Consider the following 18041-nt stretch of genomic DNA (forward strand, 5'->3'; position numbering starts at 1 on the left):
CATGGAAGCATTTACGAAACGCTCGCAAAACCTTGTTCAAAACAATCTTTGGGCAGAACAACGAGGCAGCATGAACTATAAACCATGCGATCAGCTTTCAGACTCATTTACGGATTGGAAAATACTGGTAAATGCGTGCACTGAATATCCCAAAGGTACTGTGAAGCCTTGCGGGTCGAGGGTGATTCGCGCTGCAACGGTTCGCTATTTACGATTTTTTTTGAAATCATGTTGTTGTTATGTCCGTAAACTGTTGGAGCCTCAGTGTTCCAGTCCGTTGATATAACAACTCTAGTCTCATATGGCCACTGTGATGTCTCGTTTTCTGCAAAGCATGAGAAGAGTTGTCTTGAAACGACATAATGCGTACATTGTTTCAATTGTTTTCGTATATATCGAATGTTCACAGTGCGAATTACCCGTGACGGCGTCCCCTTTTCAGTACCTGTGTCTGCAGAGATTGCGTGAAGGGTTCAATTTACCTAGTACGGAAATAACAAAATAGATAGTTACAATAAGTTACAATAATTAACACGGGCTTTGTTAATTATCTTTTCACCGTTAGGCGTTGGTACTACTACATAATATATAAAAAAATAAATAATTAAATAATTACATACCCTACACTCTTACCCCTAAATACTAGACTGTGAGAATAAGTGCCCCCCCTGTAATTATGTTAATTATTAAATTATCTATTTTGGGAGAGAGCAGGATGCTTGAGGAAAAGGCTTCTTTTTGACCATACAAAGTTGCCTCTCCCGCGGGCATCGCCAATCGGATAAAGGCTCAAGTGATGCCAGTAAGATCGCAACCAAGTTCGATTGAAAGTCCGCTCTGCCGAATGACCGCCAAAAATGGGCATTCGATTTGGCACTTATCTGTGTCTACTGTTCTAATGGGAGTCCACACAACTACATGCTGGGCAGCTTGTAGGCAGAACCGTGCCCTGTGATTTGATCCGGCAAATGGCATTAGTATTGATGGCGTCGATGACCTTCATAAACGGAGGTTTAGTGTATCAATGCTCATTATGTACCGACGATCTAACGCTTTGGAGGCAACTATGGTAGAGCGTAGCCAGCCAAAAAAACAACACGATAATCCGCATTAGGAATGTTTTGATGCCCTATGGTATTATTGATTTCCCGCATGGGAACCCGAAGGCCCTTTTTGAGTTATTCCATGTGGCATAGGGAAAATATTATTCTGCTTCATCTTAAGGTGGATCAGTCAGGGAATCATAAAGCAGGATTGCCATGAGGCCAAAGCCTGCAAGTAGAGCAGCGGGGCCATATATAATCATAAAGTAAAAGGTTGCGAAGGGAATGATAATAGAGAGCAAGGTGACAGCTGCGGTTTTCATTTCATGTACTCCATGAAAATTTATATTGTCGCATTGGCATGGCCTATCGGTATCACGCTTGTGCCATCACGTAGTCCGTCTAGATAGTCTGCCCAGTGCTGCATCATTTTCACTCGCTCTGGGAGGTGTCTGGCGTGGTTGTATGCAGCTTTGATTGCATTTCCTTCTTTATGGGCTAGCTGACGCTCTATGGCATCACTTTCCCATCCTTGTTCATGCAAGATCGTTGAAGCCATGCCACGGAAGCCATGTGCGCATATTTCTTCTTTGCTGTAACCAATACGGCGAAGTGATGCGTTGATGGTGTTCTCGCTCATTGGGCGGGATGGGTTGCGAATAGAAGGGAATACGTATTTGCCTGAGCCTGTGAGTCTCTTTACTTCATTCAGGATGGCTAGGGCTTGTTTTGAAAGCGGTACGATATGGGTCACCCTCATTTTCATCTTCTCTGCGGGTATGCGCCACTCAGCCTTGTCAAAGTCTACCTCAGACCATTCAGCATGCCTCAGCTCCCCGGGGCGGGCGAACACATAGGGGGTCATTTGTAGGGCGCACTTCACAACCGTTGTGCCTTCGAATACTTCAATCGCCCGCAATAGGGCGCCGATTGCTTTTGGGTCTGTAATAGTCGCTCTGTGCGTGTTCACAACCGGCGTTAAAGCACCCTTCAGGTCTCTGGTTGGATCGCTCTTGATGCGACTGGTGGCCACACCATATCGAAATATCTGACTGCACAGCATGCGAAGTCGGTGCGCGGTCTCAAAGGTGCCACGGCTTTCCGCCCTCTGAACTACGGAAAGAATGTCTGATGCTTCAATGTCGGCAATGGGCAACGAGCCAATCCATGGGAAGATATGTTTATCCAGCATAGCTTGCTTGTTTACCGTGGTGGTTTTCACCCATATTGTCGATTGTTTCGCCATCCATTCAGTGGCTACTGATTTGAAAGTGGATAGGTGGTTTTTTATTGCGTGGCGCTTTTTTGCCTGTTTGTCTTGATTGGGGTCGATACCTTGGCTTAATTGGCGCTTGGCATCATCTCGAGCCACACGGGCCTGTTTCAATGAAATGGATGGGTATATCCCAAGGGCTAATGTTTTTTGTTTGCCAGCAAAGCGGTAATTTATACGCCAGTATTTGCCGACAGGGGTGACTTGTAAATATAGGCCGCCAGCATCGGATATTCGGATTTGTTTCTTCCCATCTGGAACCGTTGCGGCCTTCGCTTTTATATCTGTTAATGCCATGCATCACCGCCTTGGTTGATGGTATTTCATTGCCTGAATGTAGATATTTTTAGGACGTACCATCACATGTACCATCTAAGTTGTTGGTATGTCAGTAGGCACTATGATGCATAGTGAGACATGAGTGCAATATAAAATATTGAAAATACAGAGGTTTTGATGCGTCATGAGACGTGTTGATAATTGTAAATGGTACCGGGAACGGGAGTCGAACCCGTACAGCATTGCTGCCGAGGGATTTTAAGTCCCTTGTGTCTACCAGTTCCACCATCCCGGCATGCAACTGTTTTTGCGGCGGCAATCCTGCCAAAGCGACAGGATTGCGCAACAGCGGTTTACTCTGAACTTGGTGCGATGCGGACATTGATTTGTCCGCGCACCGGATCAGTGGAATCGATGACTATGTTCAGCTGATCTCCGAGATGATAAGAGAGGCCCCCTGCCTTGGCGCTTAACTGATGCCCTGCATCATCAAGTACAAATGAGCCCGGCAGATCATCTACATTCATGCCGCCTTCAGCCATGGTGGGCTCAATTTCAAAGAAGATGCGGCGTTTAGTCAGGCCTGCAATGCGTGCAGGCATGGTTTTCCCAACATCTTTGGCATGGAATAGCGCAGCCAGCATGGCCTGTGTGTCCCACTCGCCGCGCTGTTGTTTGCGTTCCTGAGTTGAAGTTTGTACGCCAATTTCTGCCAGTGTATTGGCAGGTTGGGCACGATTCGGATCTTCACCCTTGATCAGCGCTTTCAGACGACGATGTACAATCAGATCGGCATAACGGCGAATCGGGCTGGTGAAGTGTGCATAACAGTTATAAGCCAGTCCGAAGTGGCCCGCATTATCAGGCGTATATTTAGCCTGTTGCATTGAGCGCAGCACAAGCCTGTGCAATACATGCGCAAACGGTTTGCCGGCAGACTTCTCCAGTATACGCTGCACATTGCCAGGTTTAACATGAGCCTTTTCAGCTTTGGCTTTTGGCAGGGCCACGAAGAGGCCAAACGGAGCAAGGAATTCGTTGAGTGTTTCAATGGCTTCGCGCTCGGGAGCCGGATGTACACGATAGAGCAGGGCGCACTCCTTATTCTCCATGAATTCGGCTACAGCAGTATTTGCCGCCAGCATCATCTCTTCAATCAGACGGTGGGCAATGTTGCGCTCGGAAGCGGCGATATCCACGACGACATCATCGACAAGTTTTGCGCGAACTTCGGGCATATCCAGATCCAGCGCACCGCGTTGAGCACGTTTATGTTCCAGTTTTCGGAACAGGCGGGATGTATCATCCAGCATCTGACGGATTTCAGGTTTTTCGACTGCAGTTTCATCACCCGTTTCAAGCCATGCAGCTGCCTGTGTATAGGTGAGCCTTGCCTGTGAATGAATCACAGCTTCATAAATATGAATCGAGCGGCGTGTGCCATTGGCATCAAAGCGCATACGCACAGTCATGGCGAGCCTGGCTACGTCCGGATTGAGTGAGCACAAGCCGTTGGAAAGTTTTTCCGGCAACATCGGGATGACCCGGTCCGGGAAATAGAATGAGTTGCTGCGCTCCAGCGCTTCTTTATCCAGTGCAGACTTGCCTTTCACATAGTGGGCAACATCGGCAATGGCAACCCATGCCTCAAAACCTTCACCGCGTGGCAAAACACAGATGGCATCATCAAAGTCACGTGCATCTTCGCCATCAATGGTGACAAATGGTAGGTGACGCAGATCTTTACGGCCTTTGATGTCGGCATTATCCACACGGTCTGAAAATTTGCCGCTTTCAGCAATGACGGTGGCGGGGAACTCTTCTTCAAGTTGCTGTTCGGCCACAATCAGATCAATCAGACGCGATGGACTGAGATCGCTGCCGAGTACTTCCAGCACCTTGCCGCGCAGGTGCCCCGGGCCGCGTTTGGTCTGAATGCGTACCCAGTCACCATCTTTTGCTGCACCGGCATCTGAGCGGGTGATCATGATGGTTTGCGGCATTTTGCGTGAGCGTGGTTTGACCAGGCCGAGACCTTGCTGAATGATAAACTGGCCGACAATAACATTCGGCGCATGCTCGACAATACGGACCACCTCCGCTGATTCGCGACCACGACTGCGTACAGGCTGTACCTCTACAAGGTCACCATGCATGAGATCGCGCATTTGATCCGGTGGCAGGAACAGCCCTTTTTCACGGCCTTCCACATCCACGAAGCCAAAGCCATCCGGGTGTGCGGAAACCTGACCAGTTAGCGTTCCCTGAAGTTTTCCATGGTTTTTTCTGGAGCCATGATCTTTGCGGAAACTTTTTCCTGTATTGCCCTTACGACTTTTTTTTCCGGCATTTGCCCAGGGTGATGCAGGCTGTGCCGGGTGCTCAGATGAGGCCGATGATTCAGGCCTTTTCCTGCGTCCGGGCTTGCGCGAACGGTGGTCGCGCTCGGTAGTCCCGTGCCTGGCCGATTTGTCAGACCGTTTGGCTTTTGTTCTTTTACTATCTTTCTTACTTGACACTAGTGTGCTCCATCCTATGATTCGCCGCCTCTCGCAGCCAAGCTGCAAGAGACCATATGCCGAGGTGGCGGAATTGGTAGACGCGCTGGCTTCAGGTGCCAGTTTCCTCACGGAAGTGCTGGTTCGACTCCAGTTCTCGGTACCAACAAAGAAAGGGGGAAGTGACTTGATGTCACTTCCCCCTTTCGCGTTAGTTTTAAAAAGCCGTTGCTTTACGCAGCGGCTTTTTTAATTCCCGCATCAGCAACCGGAGTCACTGAGCATTCGCGTCAGGGGGAAGCAGGTAAATCCTGCGACCTGTAGTCTCATCTGAACCTTTATTGTTCAGTGAGAGCGATTGTCTGTATTCCACATTAAGCAATATGTCACTGCCGAAGGCCTCGTTAGTCAAAACATCTTCAGCTCACTGTTGATGTTTATCAATTGTTGTGACTCCCGAATATAAACATATTCGATGAGCCGCGTTAGTTAAAATCCGGTCATGATACGGGCTGCTGCTTTTTTTGCTTTAAATCAGAGGGTGATACGCTAAGTGTCCGTCTAAGCGAAGAGCTTGAACCTGTTTTATTGCATGTCGCAAGCCTGTTGCCAGACCGGGTTGGCGGGCAATATACCACAAAAGCGCATCAGCTGCGATGACTGGCGTGTTTGAAGTGATTAGGGTGCAAGCATGGATCAGGCGACGTCAGACATCGAAGAGCGCATCACCGGTAGGCTACAGCGACTGGCTATGCTGCGCGGCTGGTCAGCACAAACAGCGCAGTCATATCGTTCTGACCTGCTACATGCCAGTGCATTTTTTCAGGCCAATCAAACAACCCTGATGCAGGCGGATCAGGCTGCCGTACTTCATTATCTGGCATCATTACGCCGTGATGGATTGAAGGAAAGCACGATTCAGCGTCGCCGCAGTGCGCTCTCCACATGGTTTACCTATCTACAGGATCAGGGCCAGCGCGAGGATCATCCGGCAAGGCATTTGCCGCGTCTGCGCAAGAGCCGGCCATTGCCCAAGCTGATGGGCGAGCAGGATGTGGAAGCACTGCTCAATGCTCCGGACATTCATACTACGACGGGTTTGCGTGACCGTACTATGTTGGAGGTGCTCTATGCGACGGGCCTGCGTGTGAGTGAACTGGTGCATCTTCGTCTGTCGGATATGGATATGGGGGCAGGATTGGTGCGCGTGATCGGCAAGGGGGATAAGGAACGACTGGTTCCTTTTGGTGAAGAGGCAACGCGTTGGTTGCAGGAATGGATGGCTATGCGACCGACTGAGCCTGCAACTCCGTTTCTATTTGCAGGCCGAAAAGGTGCGGCAATGACACGCCAGAATTTCTGGCTCAGGATTAAACAGTATGCCCTGCAGGCGGGTATCAAGCCGCTGCCATCACCACATACCCTGCGCCATGCCTTTGCTACACATCTGCTTAACCACGGTGCTGACTTGAGAGCAGTGCAGATGCTGCTGGGACATGCGCATGTCACTACAACTGAAATTTACACGCATGTAACCCGTGTACGCCTGCATGATGTGGTGAATCACAGTCATCCGCTTGGTCAGGCGGTGAAATAATAGGAACAGCTGTGATGATTTGTTATGCTGCGACCTCTTTACAGACCAATGGGTAAATGTATCGCTGGAGAAATGAAATGGCAGATCACAACACAGATAATTCAATATCCTGTTTTTCACCCGGTTTAGCCGGGATTCCGGTGGCTGAATCGGCAGTATCTTCAGTCGATGGTAAAATCGGTTATCTGGAATATCGCGGTATTGATATCGAACAGCTGGCAGAAAGGTCCTCATTTGAAGAGACCTCCTACCTGCTGCTGCATGGCGTATTGCCGACTGCTGAACAACTCAGTGATTTCGATGCCAAGCTAAAGCATCATCGTCGTATCAAGTTCCGTATTCGTGATATGATGAAATCCTTTCCTGAATCTGCCCATCCCATGGATTCGCTACAGGCAACTGTTGCGGCGCTGGGCATGTTTTATCCTTTTCCCAAGAATATATCCGGTGAAATGGATAAGGCTACGGTGGACAGTGTTTGCATTAATCTGATTGCCAAGTTGCCGACGCTGGTGGCAGCACATGCCCGCATGCGCCATGGCGATGATCCGATTCCACCAAGGGATGACCTGTCGCATGCCGCCAATTTCTACTACATGCTGACGGGTGAAGAGCCGTATCATTTGACAGAGCGAATTCTCGATGTGGCTTTTATTGTGCATGCCGAACATACGATGAATGCGAGTACCTTCTCGACGCTGGTGACCGCTTCCACGCATGCCGATCCTTATACATCGATCAGTGCAGCGATTGGTGCGCTTTCCGGTCCACTGCATGGTGGCGCCAATGAAGATGTATTGGATATGCTTGATGAGATTGGCACAGTTGAAAATGCGGAGGTTTATCTGAACCGCAAGCTGGCCAATAAAGAGAAAATATCCGGGCTCGGTCATCGCGTCTACAAGACCCGGGACCCGCGTGCAACGCTGTTGGTGAAATTGTATAAGCAGCTGACAGACAAGATCGGTGTCGATATTGACTACCGTATTGCACGTCAGATTGAAAAATTATCCGAGAGTACGCTGGGTGCGAAAGGTGTCTGCCCGAATGTCGATTTTTATTCCGGAATCGTTTACCGTAAACTGGGAATTCCAACCGACCTGTTTACGCCGATCTTTGCCATTGCGCGAGTTTCCGGCTGGCTGGCACACTGGAAGGAGCAGCTCGGCAGTGGTCGTATTTACCGTCCGGCGCAAATCTATGTGGGCAAAAAAGGCGACTCTTATATTCCGATAGACGAACGCGGTTAAGTTCGTTGCCGGCCATGCCTGCCGATGTAGTTACTCATGATCGGCAGAGCTTCATCCATGTGTTCAAAGCGGTGTGAGCCGCCATCAAAGCAGTGAATCTCTGCCAGGCCGTCAAAATGCTCTGCGGCCATACGACTGTCCAGCAGTTCATCCTGTTCATCCAGTAGCAGCAGCGGTTTGATAGCCAGCTTGGTTGCTGAAACGCGCATGCTGTCCAACTGATCGCAATGCTCTGTCGTCCATTCATATTGCTCATCGGTATAATAGTTGCGCTGAGGCCCGATCTGCTGGCGTAAGAGTGTCTGATCTACCAGCGGATTGATCAGAATCGAGGCCAGTTTGTATTTGTGTGCCAGATAGACAGCGTAAAAGCCGCCCAGCGATGAGCCTATGACAGTAACGGAGCTGTGAGATTCCAGACCACTTTCAATCAGGGTGCACAAGTCAGTGATTGCATCGGCTGGAGCGTAAGGGCAGTCGGGCGTTAAAACGGATCTGTCCGGGAATGCCTTGATCAGGCGGTATGCCTTGTCACTGTTGCCGGCGCTGTTAAATCCGTGGATGAAAATCAGCATGTTCGATACTGTGCTGGCCTATACTGCAGCAGCAACATCAGCGGTTTTTTTGTGCAGATAGCGTGTCATGCCTGCCGCAGTGACGATGCACCAGACAGCAAACAGTGCACCCGGCAGGGCGGTTTCCGGCTCAAAATGTTTCAGTGCCAAAGCCACTCCCAGACCGGCATTCTGCATGCCGATTTCAATGGAGAGGGTGATACGGTAGCTGTGCTCAAAACGAAACAGTCTGGCTGCGGACCAGCCGAGCACATATCCGAGCGCATTGAGCAGTATCACCAGAAAAACAACAGTCATTGGCGTATCTGCAATGCGTTCCTGATTACTTGCCACTGCATAGCTACATATAATAATGATAGCGATTGAGGCAAAACCCGGCGCGATCTGTTCCGCAAGTTGAATGTTGTTGCCCAGACGCGTGCGCACCAGCATGCCAAGTGCCAGGGGTGTTACAACGGTTAGAATAATAGTCTGCATCATTGGCCAGAATGGAATATCCATGTAGGCGCTGCCAAGCAATTCGACCAGCGTAGGTGTCAGTAGCGGAGAAAGCATGGTGGCAACCATGGTCATGGCAATTGAGAAGGCTACTGCGCCACCTGCCAGATAAGTGATCACATTACTGGCCATGGCACCCGGCGCACAGCCGACAATAATGAAGCCGAGAGCCATGGCAGGTGAAACGCCCTGTAGTGTGCAGATCGATGCCGCGGCAAACCCCAGCATGGGCATGATCCAGTATTGCATGGTGACACCGAGCGCAATGGTTTTCGGTTTGCGCAGTGCAGAGCGTGCATCTTCAGGGTGCAGGACCACACCAAGTGCAAACATGGTGGCGGCAAAACACCAGAGAAAGACATCTTTGAAAACCAGAAACAGCATTGGAAACATGTAGGCCATGACAGCAAAGATGATGGTCAATAAAGCCATCTTGTCGGATAGGTATCGCCACAATGCCATGTTTCAGTGACTACAGCAGGTCTTTGATCTGCTGGTGGATGGCGATGGTCGCTTCTGATTTGTTCAGGGTATAGATATGCAGGCCGGGTGCATCTGCTTCCAGCAGTTCACGACACTGTTTCGCCGCCAATTCAATGCCCAGTGCTTTGACGGCATCCAGATCATGCTGGATCGGGGTCATCTTTTCATGCAGCCACGCTGGAATCACTGCACCACACATGGATGAGAAGCGTACGATTTGTTCAAAGTTTCCGACCGGCATAATGCCCGGAATAATCGGTAGCGTGATGCCTGCAGCATCACACTGGTCACGAAAGCGAAAAAATGTATCGTTATCAAAGAAATACTGAGTAATGGCACAGTCAGCGCCGTTATCCTGTTTCATCTTCAGATAGCGGATGTCATCAGCAACACCACCCTTGGATTCAGGGTGTCCTTCCGGGTAGGTGGCACAGGCAATGGAGAAATCGCCCTGCTCGCGCAGGAATGCAATCAGATCTGTGGCGTAAGAGAAGCCTCCAGCCACTGCTTCAAAACTGTTCATGCCTTCCGGCGCATCGCCGCGCAGGGCAAGAATATTATTAATGCCGGCAGCTTTGTATTCGGCCAGCAGTTCACCCAGTTGTGTTTTGCTTGCACCAACGCATGTCAGGTGCGCCACCGGTGACAGCCCGGTTTTATCCTTGATGCGGCTGACTATGCCCTTGGTCCGGTCCTGTGTGGTGCCGCCTGCACCATAGGTCACGGAGATATAGGCTGGATTAATAGCCTGTAGTTCTTTCAGGCAGCTCCACAGGTTCTCCTCACCCTTGTCGGTGCGGGGCGGGAAAAATTCACATGAGAATAGTGGTTTGTCGGCAGAGTTGAGGATGTCAGAGAGTTTCATATCAGAGCCGTGGTACCGTTACGCCGGTCTGGCCCTGGTATTTACCAGATTTGTCTTTGTAGGATGTCTCGCATACTTCATCTGATTCAAGAAAGAGGAACTGGGCTACGCCTTCACCTGCATAAATTTTGGCTGGCAGCGGCGTGGTATTGGAGAACTCCAGCGTAACGTGGCCTTCCCACTCAGGCTCAAGAGGCGTGACATTGACGATAATGCCACAGCGCGCATAGGTGGATTTTCCAAGGCAGATGGTTAACACAGAGCGAGGGATGCGCATGTATTCCATGGTGCGAGCCAGTGCAAACGAGTTGGGCGGGATAATACAGACGTCGGATTTCACATCGACAAAGCTGTTGGCATCGAAGTCCTTCGGGTCAACGATGGCCGAATTGATGTTGGTGAAAATCTTGAACTCGTCAGAGCAACGTACGTCGTAGCCATAGGAAGACAGGCCGTAAGAGACCATACCGACACCGTCCTCACGCTTCTTGACCTGACCATCGACAAACGGCTCAATCATGCCGTGTTCCTGCGCCATACGGCGAATCCACTTATCCGATTTGATGGACATGATACCCCTCCAGAAATATTGAGTCCCGCAGGATAGCGAGAGTAGCCCGAATCAGCCAGTCACTTGCGAGCTTCATTCAGAAGCCAGATGCGAAAAGCCTGCAGTGAAACCGAGGGTTCCCTCTCGGGTGGTGAGACCAGATGGTAGGCATTCTCACTTGGCAGAGACTGGGCAAAAGGTTGAATCAGACGACCGGAGAGCAGTTCATCCTTCACCAGAGCGGGGTCAACAATGGCGATGCCAAGGCCATCAATGGCTGCCTGAATCGCAAAATTGCGCGTCTCATAAGTTTGTTCATGGGCTGCACGCAACCCGTCAGCACCGGCTGAATGTAACCAGATATGCCAGTCATCCGGCCTGAGTCTGGCATGCAGCAGGGTTTGCGATCTCAAAGCCTCGGTGTTGAGTAGTTGAATCTCAGGGCTACATACCGGCGTGAGTTGTTCGGAAAATAGTTTGTCCACATGCAGCTCTGGCCAGTTACCGTGTCCGGAACGGATGGCACAGTCGACATCCTCCCGTTTGAAATCGACAGGTTCAATCGAGGTGGAGATGCGCACTTCAATGTCCGGATGCAGCTGTTGAAAGCGGGCAAGGCGGGGGATGAACCAGCGCATGGCAAAGGTGGATAACATGCTTACGGTTAGAACATGTTGTTCAGCTTTTGCCTGTAAGCTGTTGATGCTGTCGCTGAGTAGTTTGAATGCCTCCTGAACATCAGGCAGGAGTTTTTCTCCAGCGATGGTTAACTTCAGCCCATGCTGGTTGCGATGAAAAAGCTGCATGTCCAGGTGCTGTTCGAGTCCGCGGATCTGGTGACTCAGTGCTGAAGGTGTGACAAACAAGGCTTCGGCAGCGGTTTTTAGATTCAGATGTGCACCAACTACAGCAAATGCTCTGAGTGCATTGAGCGATGGTAGCTTTACTTCAGACATGAGAAAAACTCAACTTCATATAGAGAATAATTCCTTTTGGATATTGCTAAGTCAACGCTATGATTCAGTCTTGGTTGAGATTAACTCTTCTGAAGTTGGGTATTGGAGTCGAAATGAGTCAAACATTATTCGATAAAGTCTGGCAACAGCACATCGTGAAACAAAATGATGATGGGTCCATGTTACTGTATATTGATCGTCACCTCGTACATGAGGTGACCAGTCCGCAGGCATTCGAAGGTTTGCGCCTGGCTGGACGCAAGCCGTGGAAAGTCAGTGCTGCAGTGGCTACACCTGATCATAATGTGCCGACAACAGACCGGGGGCAAGGTATTGAAGATCCTGTTTCCCGTGCGCAGGTCGAAGCGCTGGATGCCAACTGTGAAGAGTTTGGCATTACCGAGTTTGGCATGAACGATATCCGTCAGGGTGTGGTGCATGTGATGGGGCCGGAACAGGGGCTGGTGCTGCCGGGTATGACTGTGGTCTGTGGCGACTCCCATACATCCACACATGGCGCTTTCGGCTCGATTGCTATGGGTATCGGTACCTCCGAGGTGGAGCATGTGCTGGCCACGCAATGCCTGATTCAGAAAAAGCCGAAGGTGATGCGTATCAGTATTGAGGGTGCTTTGCCTGCTGCAATTACCGGCAAGGATGTGGCGTTGTTCATTATTGGGAAAATCGGAACTGCAGGCGGCACAGGTTATGCGCTGGAATTTTCCGGTGAGGCTATCCGCGCCCTTTCCATGGAAGGACGTATGAGCCTGTGCAATATGGCGATTGAGGCTGGTGCACGTTGCGGCATGGTTGCCGTTGACGATGTGACTATCGAATATGTGAAGGGACGCCCTTATTCACCAAAGGGGGATGCCTGGGAAAAAGCTGAAGCCATGTGGCGTGAACTCTACTCTGATGACGATGCGGAATTTGATGCAGAGCTGGTTTATCAGTCATCTGATATTGTGCCTCAGGTGAGCTGGGGAACCAGTCCTGAGATGGTATTGCCTGTAACTGCAGCCATCCCTGATCCGGCGATGGCCCGGGATGAAGTGCAACGCGAAGGCTGGCAGAGGGCTCTGGAATATATGGGGCTTGAAGCCAATACGCCGATTGCTGATATTGCTATTGATAAGGTGTTTATCGGCTCCTGCACCAATGGCCGCATAGAGGATTTCCGTGCAGCAGCAGCTATTGTGAAAGGCAAAAAGGTGGCGGCAAATGTGAAGCTGGCACTGGCTGTGCCGGGCTCGGGCCTGGTGAAGGCACAGGCAGAAGCTGAAGGTCTGGATGCGATTTTTACGGCAGCAGGTTTTGAGTGGCGCGAACCCGGTTGTTCGATGTGTCTGGCCATGAATGCCGACCGACTGGAGCCCGGCGAGCGCTGTGCCTCCACGTCCAACCGCAACTTTGAAGGTCGTCAGGGTATGGGTGGGCGTACCCATCTGGTCAGCCCTGCCATGGCTGCCGCTGCCGGTATAACCGGTCATTTTGTTGATGTTCGTGATTGGTCATAGGAGATAGATATGCAGGCATTTACTACTTTGAACGCTTTGGTTGCACCTATGGATCGAGCTAATGTCGATACCGATGCGATTATTCCCAAGCAGTTTTTGAAATCGATCAAGCGTACAGGTTACGGCCCGTTCCTGTTTGATGAGTGGCGTTATGAAGATCGCGGCGAGCCGGAAATGGATTGTACCAATCGCCCCAAGCGTGCCGATTTCGTACTGAATTTACCGCGTTATCAGGGGGCTCAGATTCTTCTGGCTCGTGAGAACTTCGGTTGTGGTTCATCGCGTGAACATGCGCCGTGGGCGATTCTCGATTGCGGTTTCAGCTGTGTGATTGCTCCGAGCTTTGCTGATATCTTTTATAATAACTGTTTCAAGAATGGTATCCTGCCGATTGTGCTTGATGATGCGATTGTTGATCAGTTGTTTAAAGAGACCTATGCCTCAGAAGGCTTTGCGCTGACAGTTGATCTGCAGGCGCAGACAGTGACTACGCCATCGGGTCAGAGTTTTGCATTTGAAGTTGATGCTTTCCGCAAGCACTGCCTGATCAATGGTCTGGACGATATTGGTCTGACCTTGCAGGAGGCAGATGCCATCCGAGCCTATGAACAGAATCGAAAACAGCAGGCTCCCTGGCTCTTCCCTGTCTGAGGTGAACTGGAGCTCGGGCTGCAGGAATGATTTGTTTCCTCAGTTCGCAGCTCAACGGGTGGATACTTGTTTGATAGCTGTTTCAAGTGTTAATGTAAGGTCTCAGTAGTTTCTTATGGAGGGGCCATGCATACAACGATAGTTCATGTCCATGTTAAACCTGAGCGAATTGATGCTTTTATTGAGGCGTGCCGTTTGAATCATGAGGCTTCCATTCATGAGTCGGGCAATCGGCGATTTGATGTGTTGCACTCCTCTGATGACCCATGCCGGTTTGTGCTCTATGAAGCTTATGCAACTGCTGCAGGTGCAGCTGCCCATAAAAATACCGAACATTACCAGCAGTGGCGGGATACGGTTGCCGATATGATGGCCAGCCCGCGTCAGGGCGTGCCATATCAGGGGCTGTTTCCAAAAGGGTGATTGAACGGCGGGAGCTTTCATATGTATATTGATCGAATCGACACAGCATCTCTGACTGAAGCAATAACAACTGCTGCCGCACCCTATGACTGTCCTGTGGCTGTGATATTTCTGTCAGAAAAACATGCAGACGCCGTACCTGATTTGATTGACAGACTTAAGGCTCTGGCTGTTCCGTTTATTGGTGGTGTTTTCCCGGCTCTGATTCATGGTGAAAGAGCCTGTCATGAAGGTGCGGTTATCAAGGTGTTCCCGTCGATCCATGCTCCAGTGGTTGTCAGTGGTCTGGATGGAGAAGATTACGCTGTGCCTGAGTTGGCTGATTTGCTGGAAGCCAATAGTGAAAATCAGCCGACAGCGATTGTGATGATGGATGCCATGACTGCCAATAACACAGCACTGCTATCCGGTCTGTTTAATCATGTAGGAAATAAATTGCACTTTTTTGGTGGAGGAACCGGTTACAGCGACTTGCAACACCGCCCCTCGGTTTTTACTGAGCATGGTTTCATCCAGGATGCCGCGGTCATTGCCTTTACCGCCCTGAAGAGCTCCATCGGCGTCCGCCATGGCTGGCAACGCACCAGTGATGAGCCGATCATTGCGACACGTACTCACAAAAATACGGTACATGAATTAAATTGGGAACCTGCTTTTGATGTCTACAAAGCATCTATCAAAGCGTATGGCCAGGTTGATATGATGCCCGATCAGTTTTATGCCACATCAAGTCTGTTTCCATTTGGCCTGTTCAGGGAAGGACAGGAGGATGTGGTGCGTGATCCGATTGGTGTCAATGACAATGGCGATATTCAATTTGTTTCCAGTGTGCCGGAAAACTCTGTTTTGCATCTGCTGCATGGAAACAGTAATACCCTGGTTGAGGCTGCATCGATGGCAGCAGATGATTGTCAATTGCCTCATGATCAGCAGGCCAGTCATTGCCTGATTATCGATTGCTTTTCCCGCACGCTTGCTTTGGGTGATAAGTTTGAATCCGAGCTCAAAGCAGTATCTGACAGGCTGAATAAACATGGTCAGCAGGCGGTGCCGGAAGGGGCTGTGACGTTGGGTGAAATATCTTCGTATGGTGACGATTATCTTGAGCTATTTAATAAAACGGTAGTGATTGGTTTGCTGCATGACTAAGACCCAGCCTAATGCAGCTATCATAAATGATGTGCTTGTGTTGTATGAACTGTCTCTGGCTATCGGCACAGCGTTGGATCCGGTAGCAAATTGCAGGGGATTTTTGAGTATTCTGCAGGCCAGAAAAAACATATCACAGGCTTCTGTCTGGGTGGAGTCTGATCAGTTGCCGGCTGCGAATGATGCCCCCTTATCATTATTGTATGCAAATCCCAGCAGAAGCGGCGGCTCGGTACATGTATCCGGTAGTCAACATCCTTTTGCCAGGGTGATGGAGAGCAGAAGGCCATTGCTGGTTGAGGCGGGAAGTGCTGAGGCTGAGTTGATGATGGATGGCAGAACCTTTGTCGGAGGTGTGTTTATTCTCTATCCGCTGGCAAATCTGGGCTTGCTCGAATTGTATTCGACATCCGATGCCGCTTCTCACCCCCCCAAATCAGTGAATCAGTTGAAGAGCGTGATTGATAAGTTTGCCAATTCACTGGTCGGCTCACTGTCGCATTACAGACTGCAAAAAGCCGAAGCATTGCTGAAGCAGAGCGAGAATAAATACCGTATGTTGGTTGAAAATCTGCCGCAGCGTTTTTTCTTCAAGGATACCAATTCGAAATACATCTCCGGCAGCAAGAATTATGCAGATGACCTGGGTACAAGCCCGGAGGCTCTGGTTGGCAAAACGGATTATGATTTTTTTCCGGCACATATTGCTGAGGGCTATCAAAGAGATGATAAGCGCATCATGTCATCGCTGGTTACGGAAGATATCGAAGAGAGCATCGTTTTTGATGGAGAGGAACGTTTTATTCATACGGTAAAAGCACCGGCACTGGATGAGCACAATCAGGTGATCGGTGTGTTGGGTATGTTCTGGGATATCACTGAGGAGAAACAAGCCGGTGAGCAGATGGCACGATTGGTGGCTTCAGTCGAATATGCTCAGGACGCGATCATTATTTCTGATCTGGATTCCCGCATGCAATATGTGAATCCGGCCTTTGAGAAAATGACCGGTTATTCAGCCGAAGAGGCTGTGGGCCAGTATACTAAAATCTTGCGTAGCGGCAGACACCCGCGTTCCTTTTATGTCGATATGCTGGAAACGGTCAGGCAGGGCAATATCTGGCGAGGCGAAATGATCATCAAGTGTAAGGACGGCAGCTTTCGTTATGTTGAGCGCAATGTTGCTCCGGTGCTGGATGAGCAAGGTGATATCATTTGTCAGGTCAATATTCAGCGCGATATCACTGAACACAAGCAGATGGAAGAACAACTACTGCAATCCCAGAAGATGGAGTCACTGGGCACGCTTGTCGGTGGCGTGGCGCATGAGTTTAATAATGCACTGGCCGGTATGACCGGACGGTTATTTCTGCTTAGAGGCAAAGCTTCTGAGTTGCCATCGGCATTGCACGATATTGATATGATGGAAAAGCTCTGTTTTCGCTCAGCTGATATGGTCAAGCAGATGTTGGCCTTTGCCAGGAAGAGTCCGTTGCAGATGAAAGATGTTGATTTGACGGTTTTTGTGAAAGAAACCTTTAAACTGCACCGCCTCAGTATTCCTGAAAGCATAGATGTGCGAACACGGTTTAGAGCGTCTGCACTACCGGTGCATGGTGACACGACCCAGATTCAGCAGATAGTGATTAATCTTCTGAATAATGCGCGTGATGCCGTGGGCGGCGAAGAAAATCCTGAGATAACACTGGAACTTGATACGTTCAATCCTGATGTCGCCTTTCTCGACGTTCACCCGGACAGCAGGGGCAGGCGGTATGCCCACTTATGCATATCTGATAATGGTTGCGGCATCAACCAAAAGAAGCTGCAGCATATCTTTGACCCATTTTATACCACCAAGGAGGTGGGTAAAGGCACAGGTCTCGGATTGGCAATGGTTTATGGGGCATGTGCCATGCACAAGGGATATGTCGATGTGATATCCAGAAGTGGACTGGGTACCAGCATGCATGTGTATTTGCCGCTGCTTGAGGAGAGGCCCGGCACAAGCAAGGCCACTCTGACTCAGGTCATGGGCGGTCAGGGAGAGATGATCCTTCTGGTTGATGATGAAGAGATGCTCAGAAGCACAGGCAAGGCTGTGCTGGAATCGCTTGGTTATATCGTTTTGGAGGCATGTGACGGAGTTCAGGCGGTTGAAATATTTGAGGCGCATCAGCATGAGATAAGGCTGGTGTTGATGGATGTGGTGATGCCGCATATGGGAGGGGTTGAGGCTGTTAAAAGAATGCAGCATATTCGTAAGGACGTTCCCGCCATCTTCTGCACAGGTTATGACAAGAGCGATGTGTTGGCCGATAGTGGTGTCGGTGACGAGATGATTCTCAGCAAGCCTTACAGTGTTGAGGAGGTCAGTAGAAAAATTCGCACATGCCTCGCTGATGCAAGCTGAGGGTCAGTATTTCATCTGCAG

14 protein-coding genes and 2 tRNA genes are annotated in these 18041 nt (G+C 50.0%); 8 read left to right on the forward strand and 8 right to left on the reverse strand.

Features of this window, described 5'->3' with window-relative positions; all coding sequences use genetic code 11:
* Positions 1–1386: 1386 nt before the first annotated feature.
* From MMIC_RS04450 to rnr, 3 genes are all read right to left on the reverse strand, one after another.
* Positions 1387–2613: a tyrosine-type recombinase/integrase gene (locus tag MMIC_RS04450; protein ID WP_072659263.1), complete on the reverse strand. Its 1227-nt coding sequence runs from the start codon at positions 2611–2613 to the stop codon at positions 1387–1389.
* Between the two features lie 190 nt (positions 2614–2803).
* Positions 2804–2890 (reverse strand) — tRNA-Leu (locus MMIC_RS04455).
* 58 nt (positions 2891–2948) lie between these two features.
* Positions 2949–5114: a ribonuclease R gene (gene rnr / locus MMIC_RS04460; protein WP_083530441.1), complete on the reverse strand. Its 2166-nt coding sequence runs from the start codon at positions 5112–5114 to the stop codon at positions 2949–2951.
* A 58-nt stretch (positions 5115–5172) separates the two neighbouring features.
* Here rnr and MMIC_RS04465 point away from each other — a divergent pair.
* From MMIC_RS04465 to MMIC_RS04475, 3 genes are all read left to right on the forward strand, one after another.
* Positions 5173–5259 (forward strand) — tRNA-Leu (locus tag MMIC_RS04465).
* A gap of 525 nt (positions 5260–5784) precedes the next feature.
* Entirely contained in the window at positions 5785–6690 is a 906-nt protein-coding gene (locus MMIC_RS04470) for a site-specific tyrosine recombinase XerD (RefSeq protein WP_072659264.1), read from the forward strand.
* Positions 6691–6767: 77 nt separating this feature from the next.
* Positions 6768–7940 carry a citrate synthase gene (locus MMIC_RS04475; RefSeq protein WP_072659265.1) on the forward strand — a complete coding sequence of 391 codons (1173 nt, stop codon included), beginning with the start codon at positions 6768–6770 and terminating at the stop codon, positions 7938–7940.
* Here the strand turns inward: MMIC_RS04475 and MMIC_RS04480 are convergent.
* From MMIC_RS04480 to gcvA, 5 genes are read right to left on the reverse strand one after another with little or no spacing between them, the layout of a single operon-like run.
* Positions 7937–8515: a YqiA/YcfP family alpha/beta fold hydrolase gene (locus tag MMIC_RS04480; protein ID WP_072659266.1), complete on the reverse strand. Its 579-nt coding sequence runs from the start codon at positions 8513–8515 to the stop codon at positions 7937–7939. The genes MMIC_RS04475 and MMIC_RS04480 overlap by 4 nt on opposite strands.
* Before the next feature lie 18 nt (positions 8516–8533).
* On the reverse strand, positions 8534–9475 hold the full coding sequence (locus MMIC_RS04485; protein WP_072659267.1) for a bile acid:sodium symporter family protein: 942 nt from the start codon (positions 9473–9475) through the stop codon (positions 8534–8536).
* Between the two features lie 10 nt (positions 9476–9485).
* Positions 9486–10361: a methylenetetrahydrofolate reductase [NAD(P)H] gene (gene metF / locus MMIC_RS04490; RefSeq protein ID WP_072659268.1), complete on the reverse strand. Its 876-nt coding sequence runs from the start codon at positions 10359–10361 to the stop codon at positions 9486–9488.
* Between the two features lies 1 nt (position 10362).
* Positions 10363–10932 (reverse strand): dCTP deaminase, encoded by a 570-nt coding sequence (gene dcd, locus MMIC_RS04495; protein ID WP_072659269.1) that lies wholly within the window; start codon positions 10930–10932, stop codon positions 10363–10365.
* Positions 10933–10991: 59 nt separating this feature from the next.
* Positions 10992–11867, reverse strand: a complete 876-nt coding sequence (gcvA, locus tag MMIC_RS04500) for a transcriptional regulator GcvA (RefSeq protein WP_072659270.1) — start codon at positions 11865–11867, stop codon at positions 10992–10994.
* Between the two features lie 113 nt (positions 11868–11980).
* On the opposite strand from gcvA, the gene leuC reads away from it, so the two are divergent.
* The 5 genes from leuC to MMIC_RS04525 all read left to right on the forward strand — a co-directional run bounded on the left by leuC (position 11981) and on the right by MMIC_RS04525 (position 18020).
* Positions 11981–13384, forward strand: a complete 1404-nt coding sequence (gene leuC, locus MMIC_RS04505; protein WP_072659271.1) for a 3-isopropylmalate dehydratase large subunit — start codon at positions 11981–11983, stop codon at positions 13382–13384.
* A 9-nt stretch (positions 13385–13393) separates the two neighbouring features.
* Positions 13394–14035, forward strand: a complete 642-nt coding sequence (gene leuD / locus MMIC_RS04510) for a 3-isopropylmalate dehydratase small subunit (RefSeq protein WP_072659272.1) — start codon at positions 13394–13396, stop codon at positions 14033–14035.
* Positions 14036–14161: 126 nt separating this feature from the next.
* Positions 14162–14458: an antibiotic biosynthesis monooxygenase gene (locus MMIC_RS04515; RefSeq protein ID WP_072659273.1), complete on the forward strand. Its 297-nt coding sequence runs from the start codon at positions 14162–14164 to the stop codon at positions 14456–14458.
* A 21-nt stretch (positions 14459–14479) separates the two neighbouring features.
* Positions 14480–15607: an FIST signal transduction protein gene (locus MMIC_RS04520; protein WP_072659274.1), complete on the forward strand. Its 1128-nt coding sequence runs from the start codon at positions 14480–14482 to the stop codon at positions 15605–15607.
* The gene (locus MMIC_RS04525; RefSeq protein WP_083530442.1) at positions 15600–18020 is read left to right on the forward strand and encodes a PAS domain-containing hybrid sensor histidine kinase/response regulator; all 2421 of its coding nucleotides are present in this window, start codon (positions 15600–15602) and stop codon (positions 18018–18020) included. Before MMIC_RS04520 ends, MMIC_RS04525 begins: the two co-directional genes overlap by 8 nt.
* The last annotated feature ends 21 nt before the right edge of the window (positions 18021–18041 follow it).

It is taken from the genome of Mariprofundus micogutta, assembly GCF_001895085.1.
Classification (GTDB): domain Bacteria; phylum Pseudomonadota; class Zetaproteobacteria; order Mariprofundales; family Mariprofundaceae; genus Mariprofundus; species Mariprofundus micogutta.

Coding starts and splice junctions, on each gene's coding strand:
- MMIC_RS04450 (WP_072659263.1), bottom strand. CDS start 2,613: ATGGCATTAACAGATATAAAAGCGAAGGCCGCAACGGTTCCAGATGGG.
- MMIC_RS04470 (WP_072659264.1), top strand. CDS start 5,785: ATGGATCAGGCGACGTCAGACATCGAAGAGCGCATCACCGGTAGGCTA.
- MMIC_RS04475 (WP_072659265.1), top strand. CDS start 6,768: ATGGCAGATCACAACACAGATAATTCAATATCCTGTTTTTCACCCGGT.
- MMIC_RS04480 (WP_072659266.1), bottom strand. CDS start 8,515: ATGCTGATTTTCATCCACGGATTTAACAGCGCCGGCAACAGTGACAAG.
- MMIC_RS04485 (WP_072659267.1), bottom strand. CDS start 9,475: ATGGCATTGTGGCGATACCTATCCGACAAGATGGCTTTATTGACCATC.
- metF (WP_072659268.1), bottom strand. CDS start 10,361: ATGAAACTCTCTGACATCCTCAACTCTGCCGACAAACCACTATTCTCA.
- dcd (WP_072659269.1), bottom strand. CDS start 10,932: ATGTCCATCAAATCGGATAAGTGGATTCGCCGTATGGCGCAGGAACAC.
- gcvA (WP_072659270.1), bottom strand. CDS start 11,867: ATGTCTGAAGTAAAGCTACCATCGCTCAATGCACTCAGAGCATTTGCT.
- leuC (WP_072659271.1), top strand. CDS start 11,981: ATGAGTCAAACATTATTCGATAAAGTCTGGCAACAGCACATCGTGAAA.
- leuD (WP_072659272.1), top strand. CDS start 13,394: ATGCAGGCATTTACTACTTTGAACGCTTTGGTTGCACCTATGGATCGA.
- MMIC_RS04515 (WP_072659273.1), top strand. CDS start 14,162: ATGCATACAACGATAGTTCATGTCCATGTTAAACCTGAGCGAATTGAT.
- MMIC_RS04520 (WP_072659274.1), top strand. CDS start 14,480: ATGTATATTGATCGAATCGACACAGCATCTCTGACTGAAGCAATAACA.
- MMIC_RS04525 (WP_083530442.1), top strand. CDS start 15,600: ATGACTAAGACCCAGCCTAATGCAGCTATCATAAATGATGTGCTTGTG.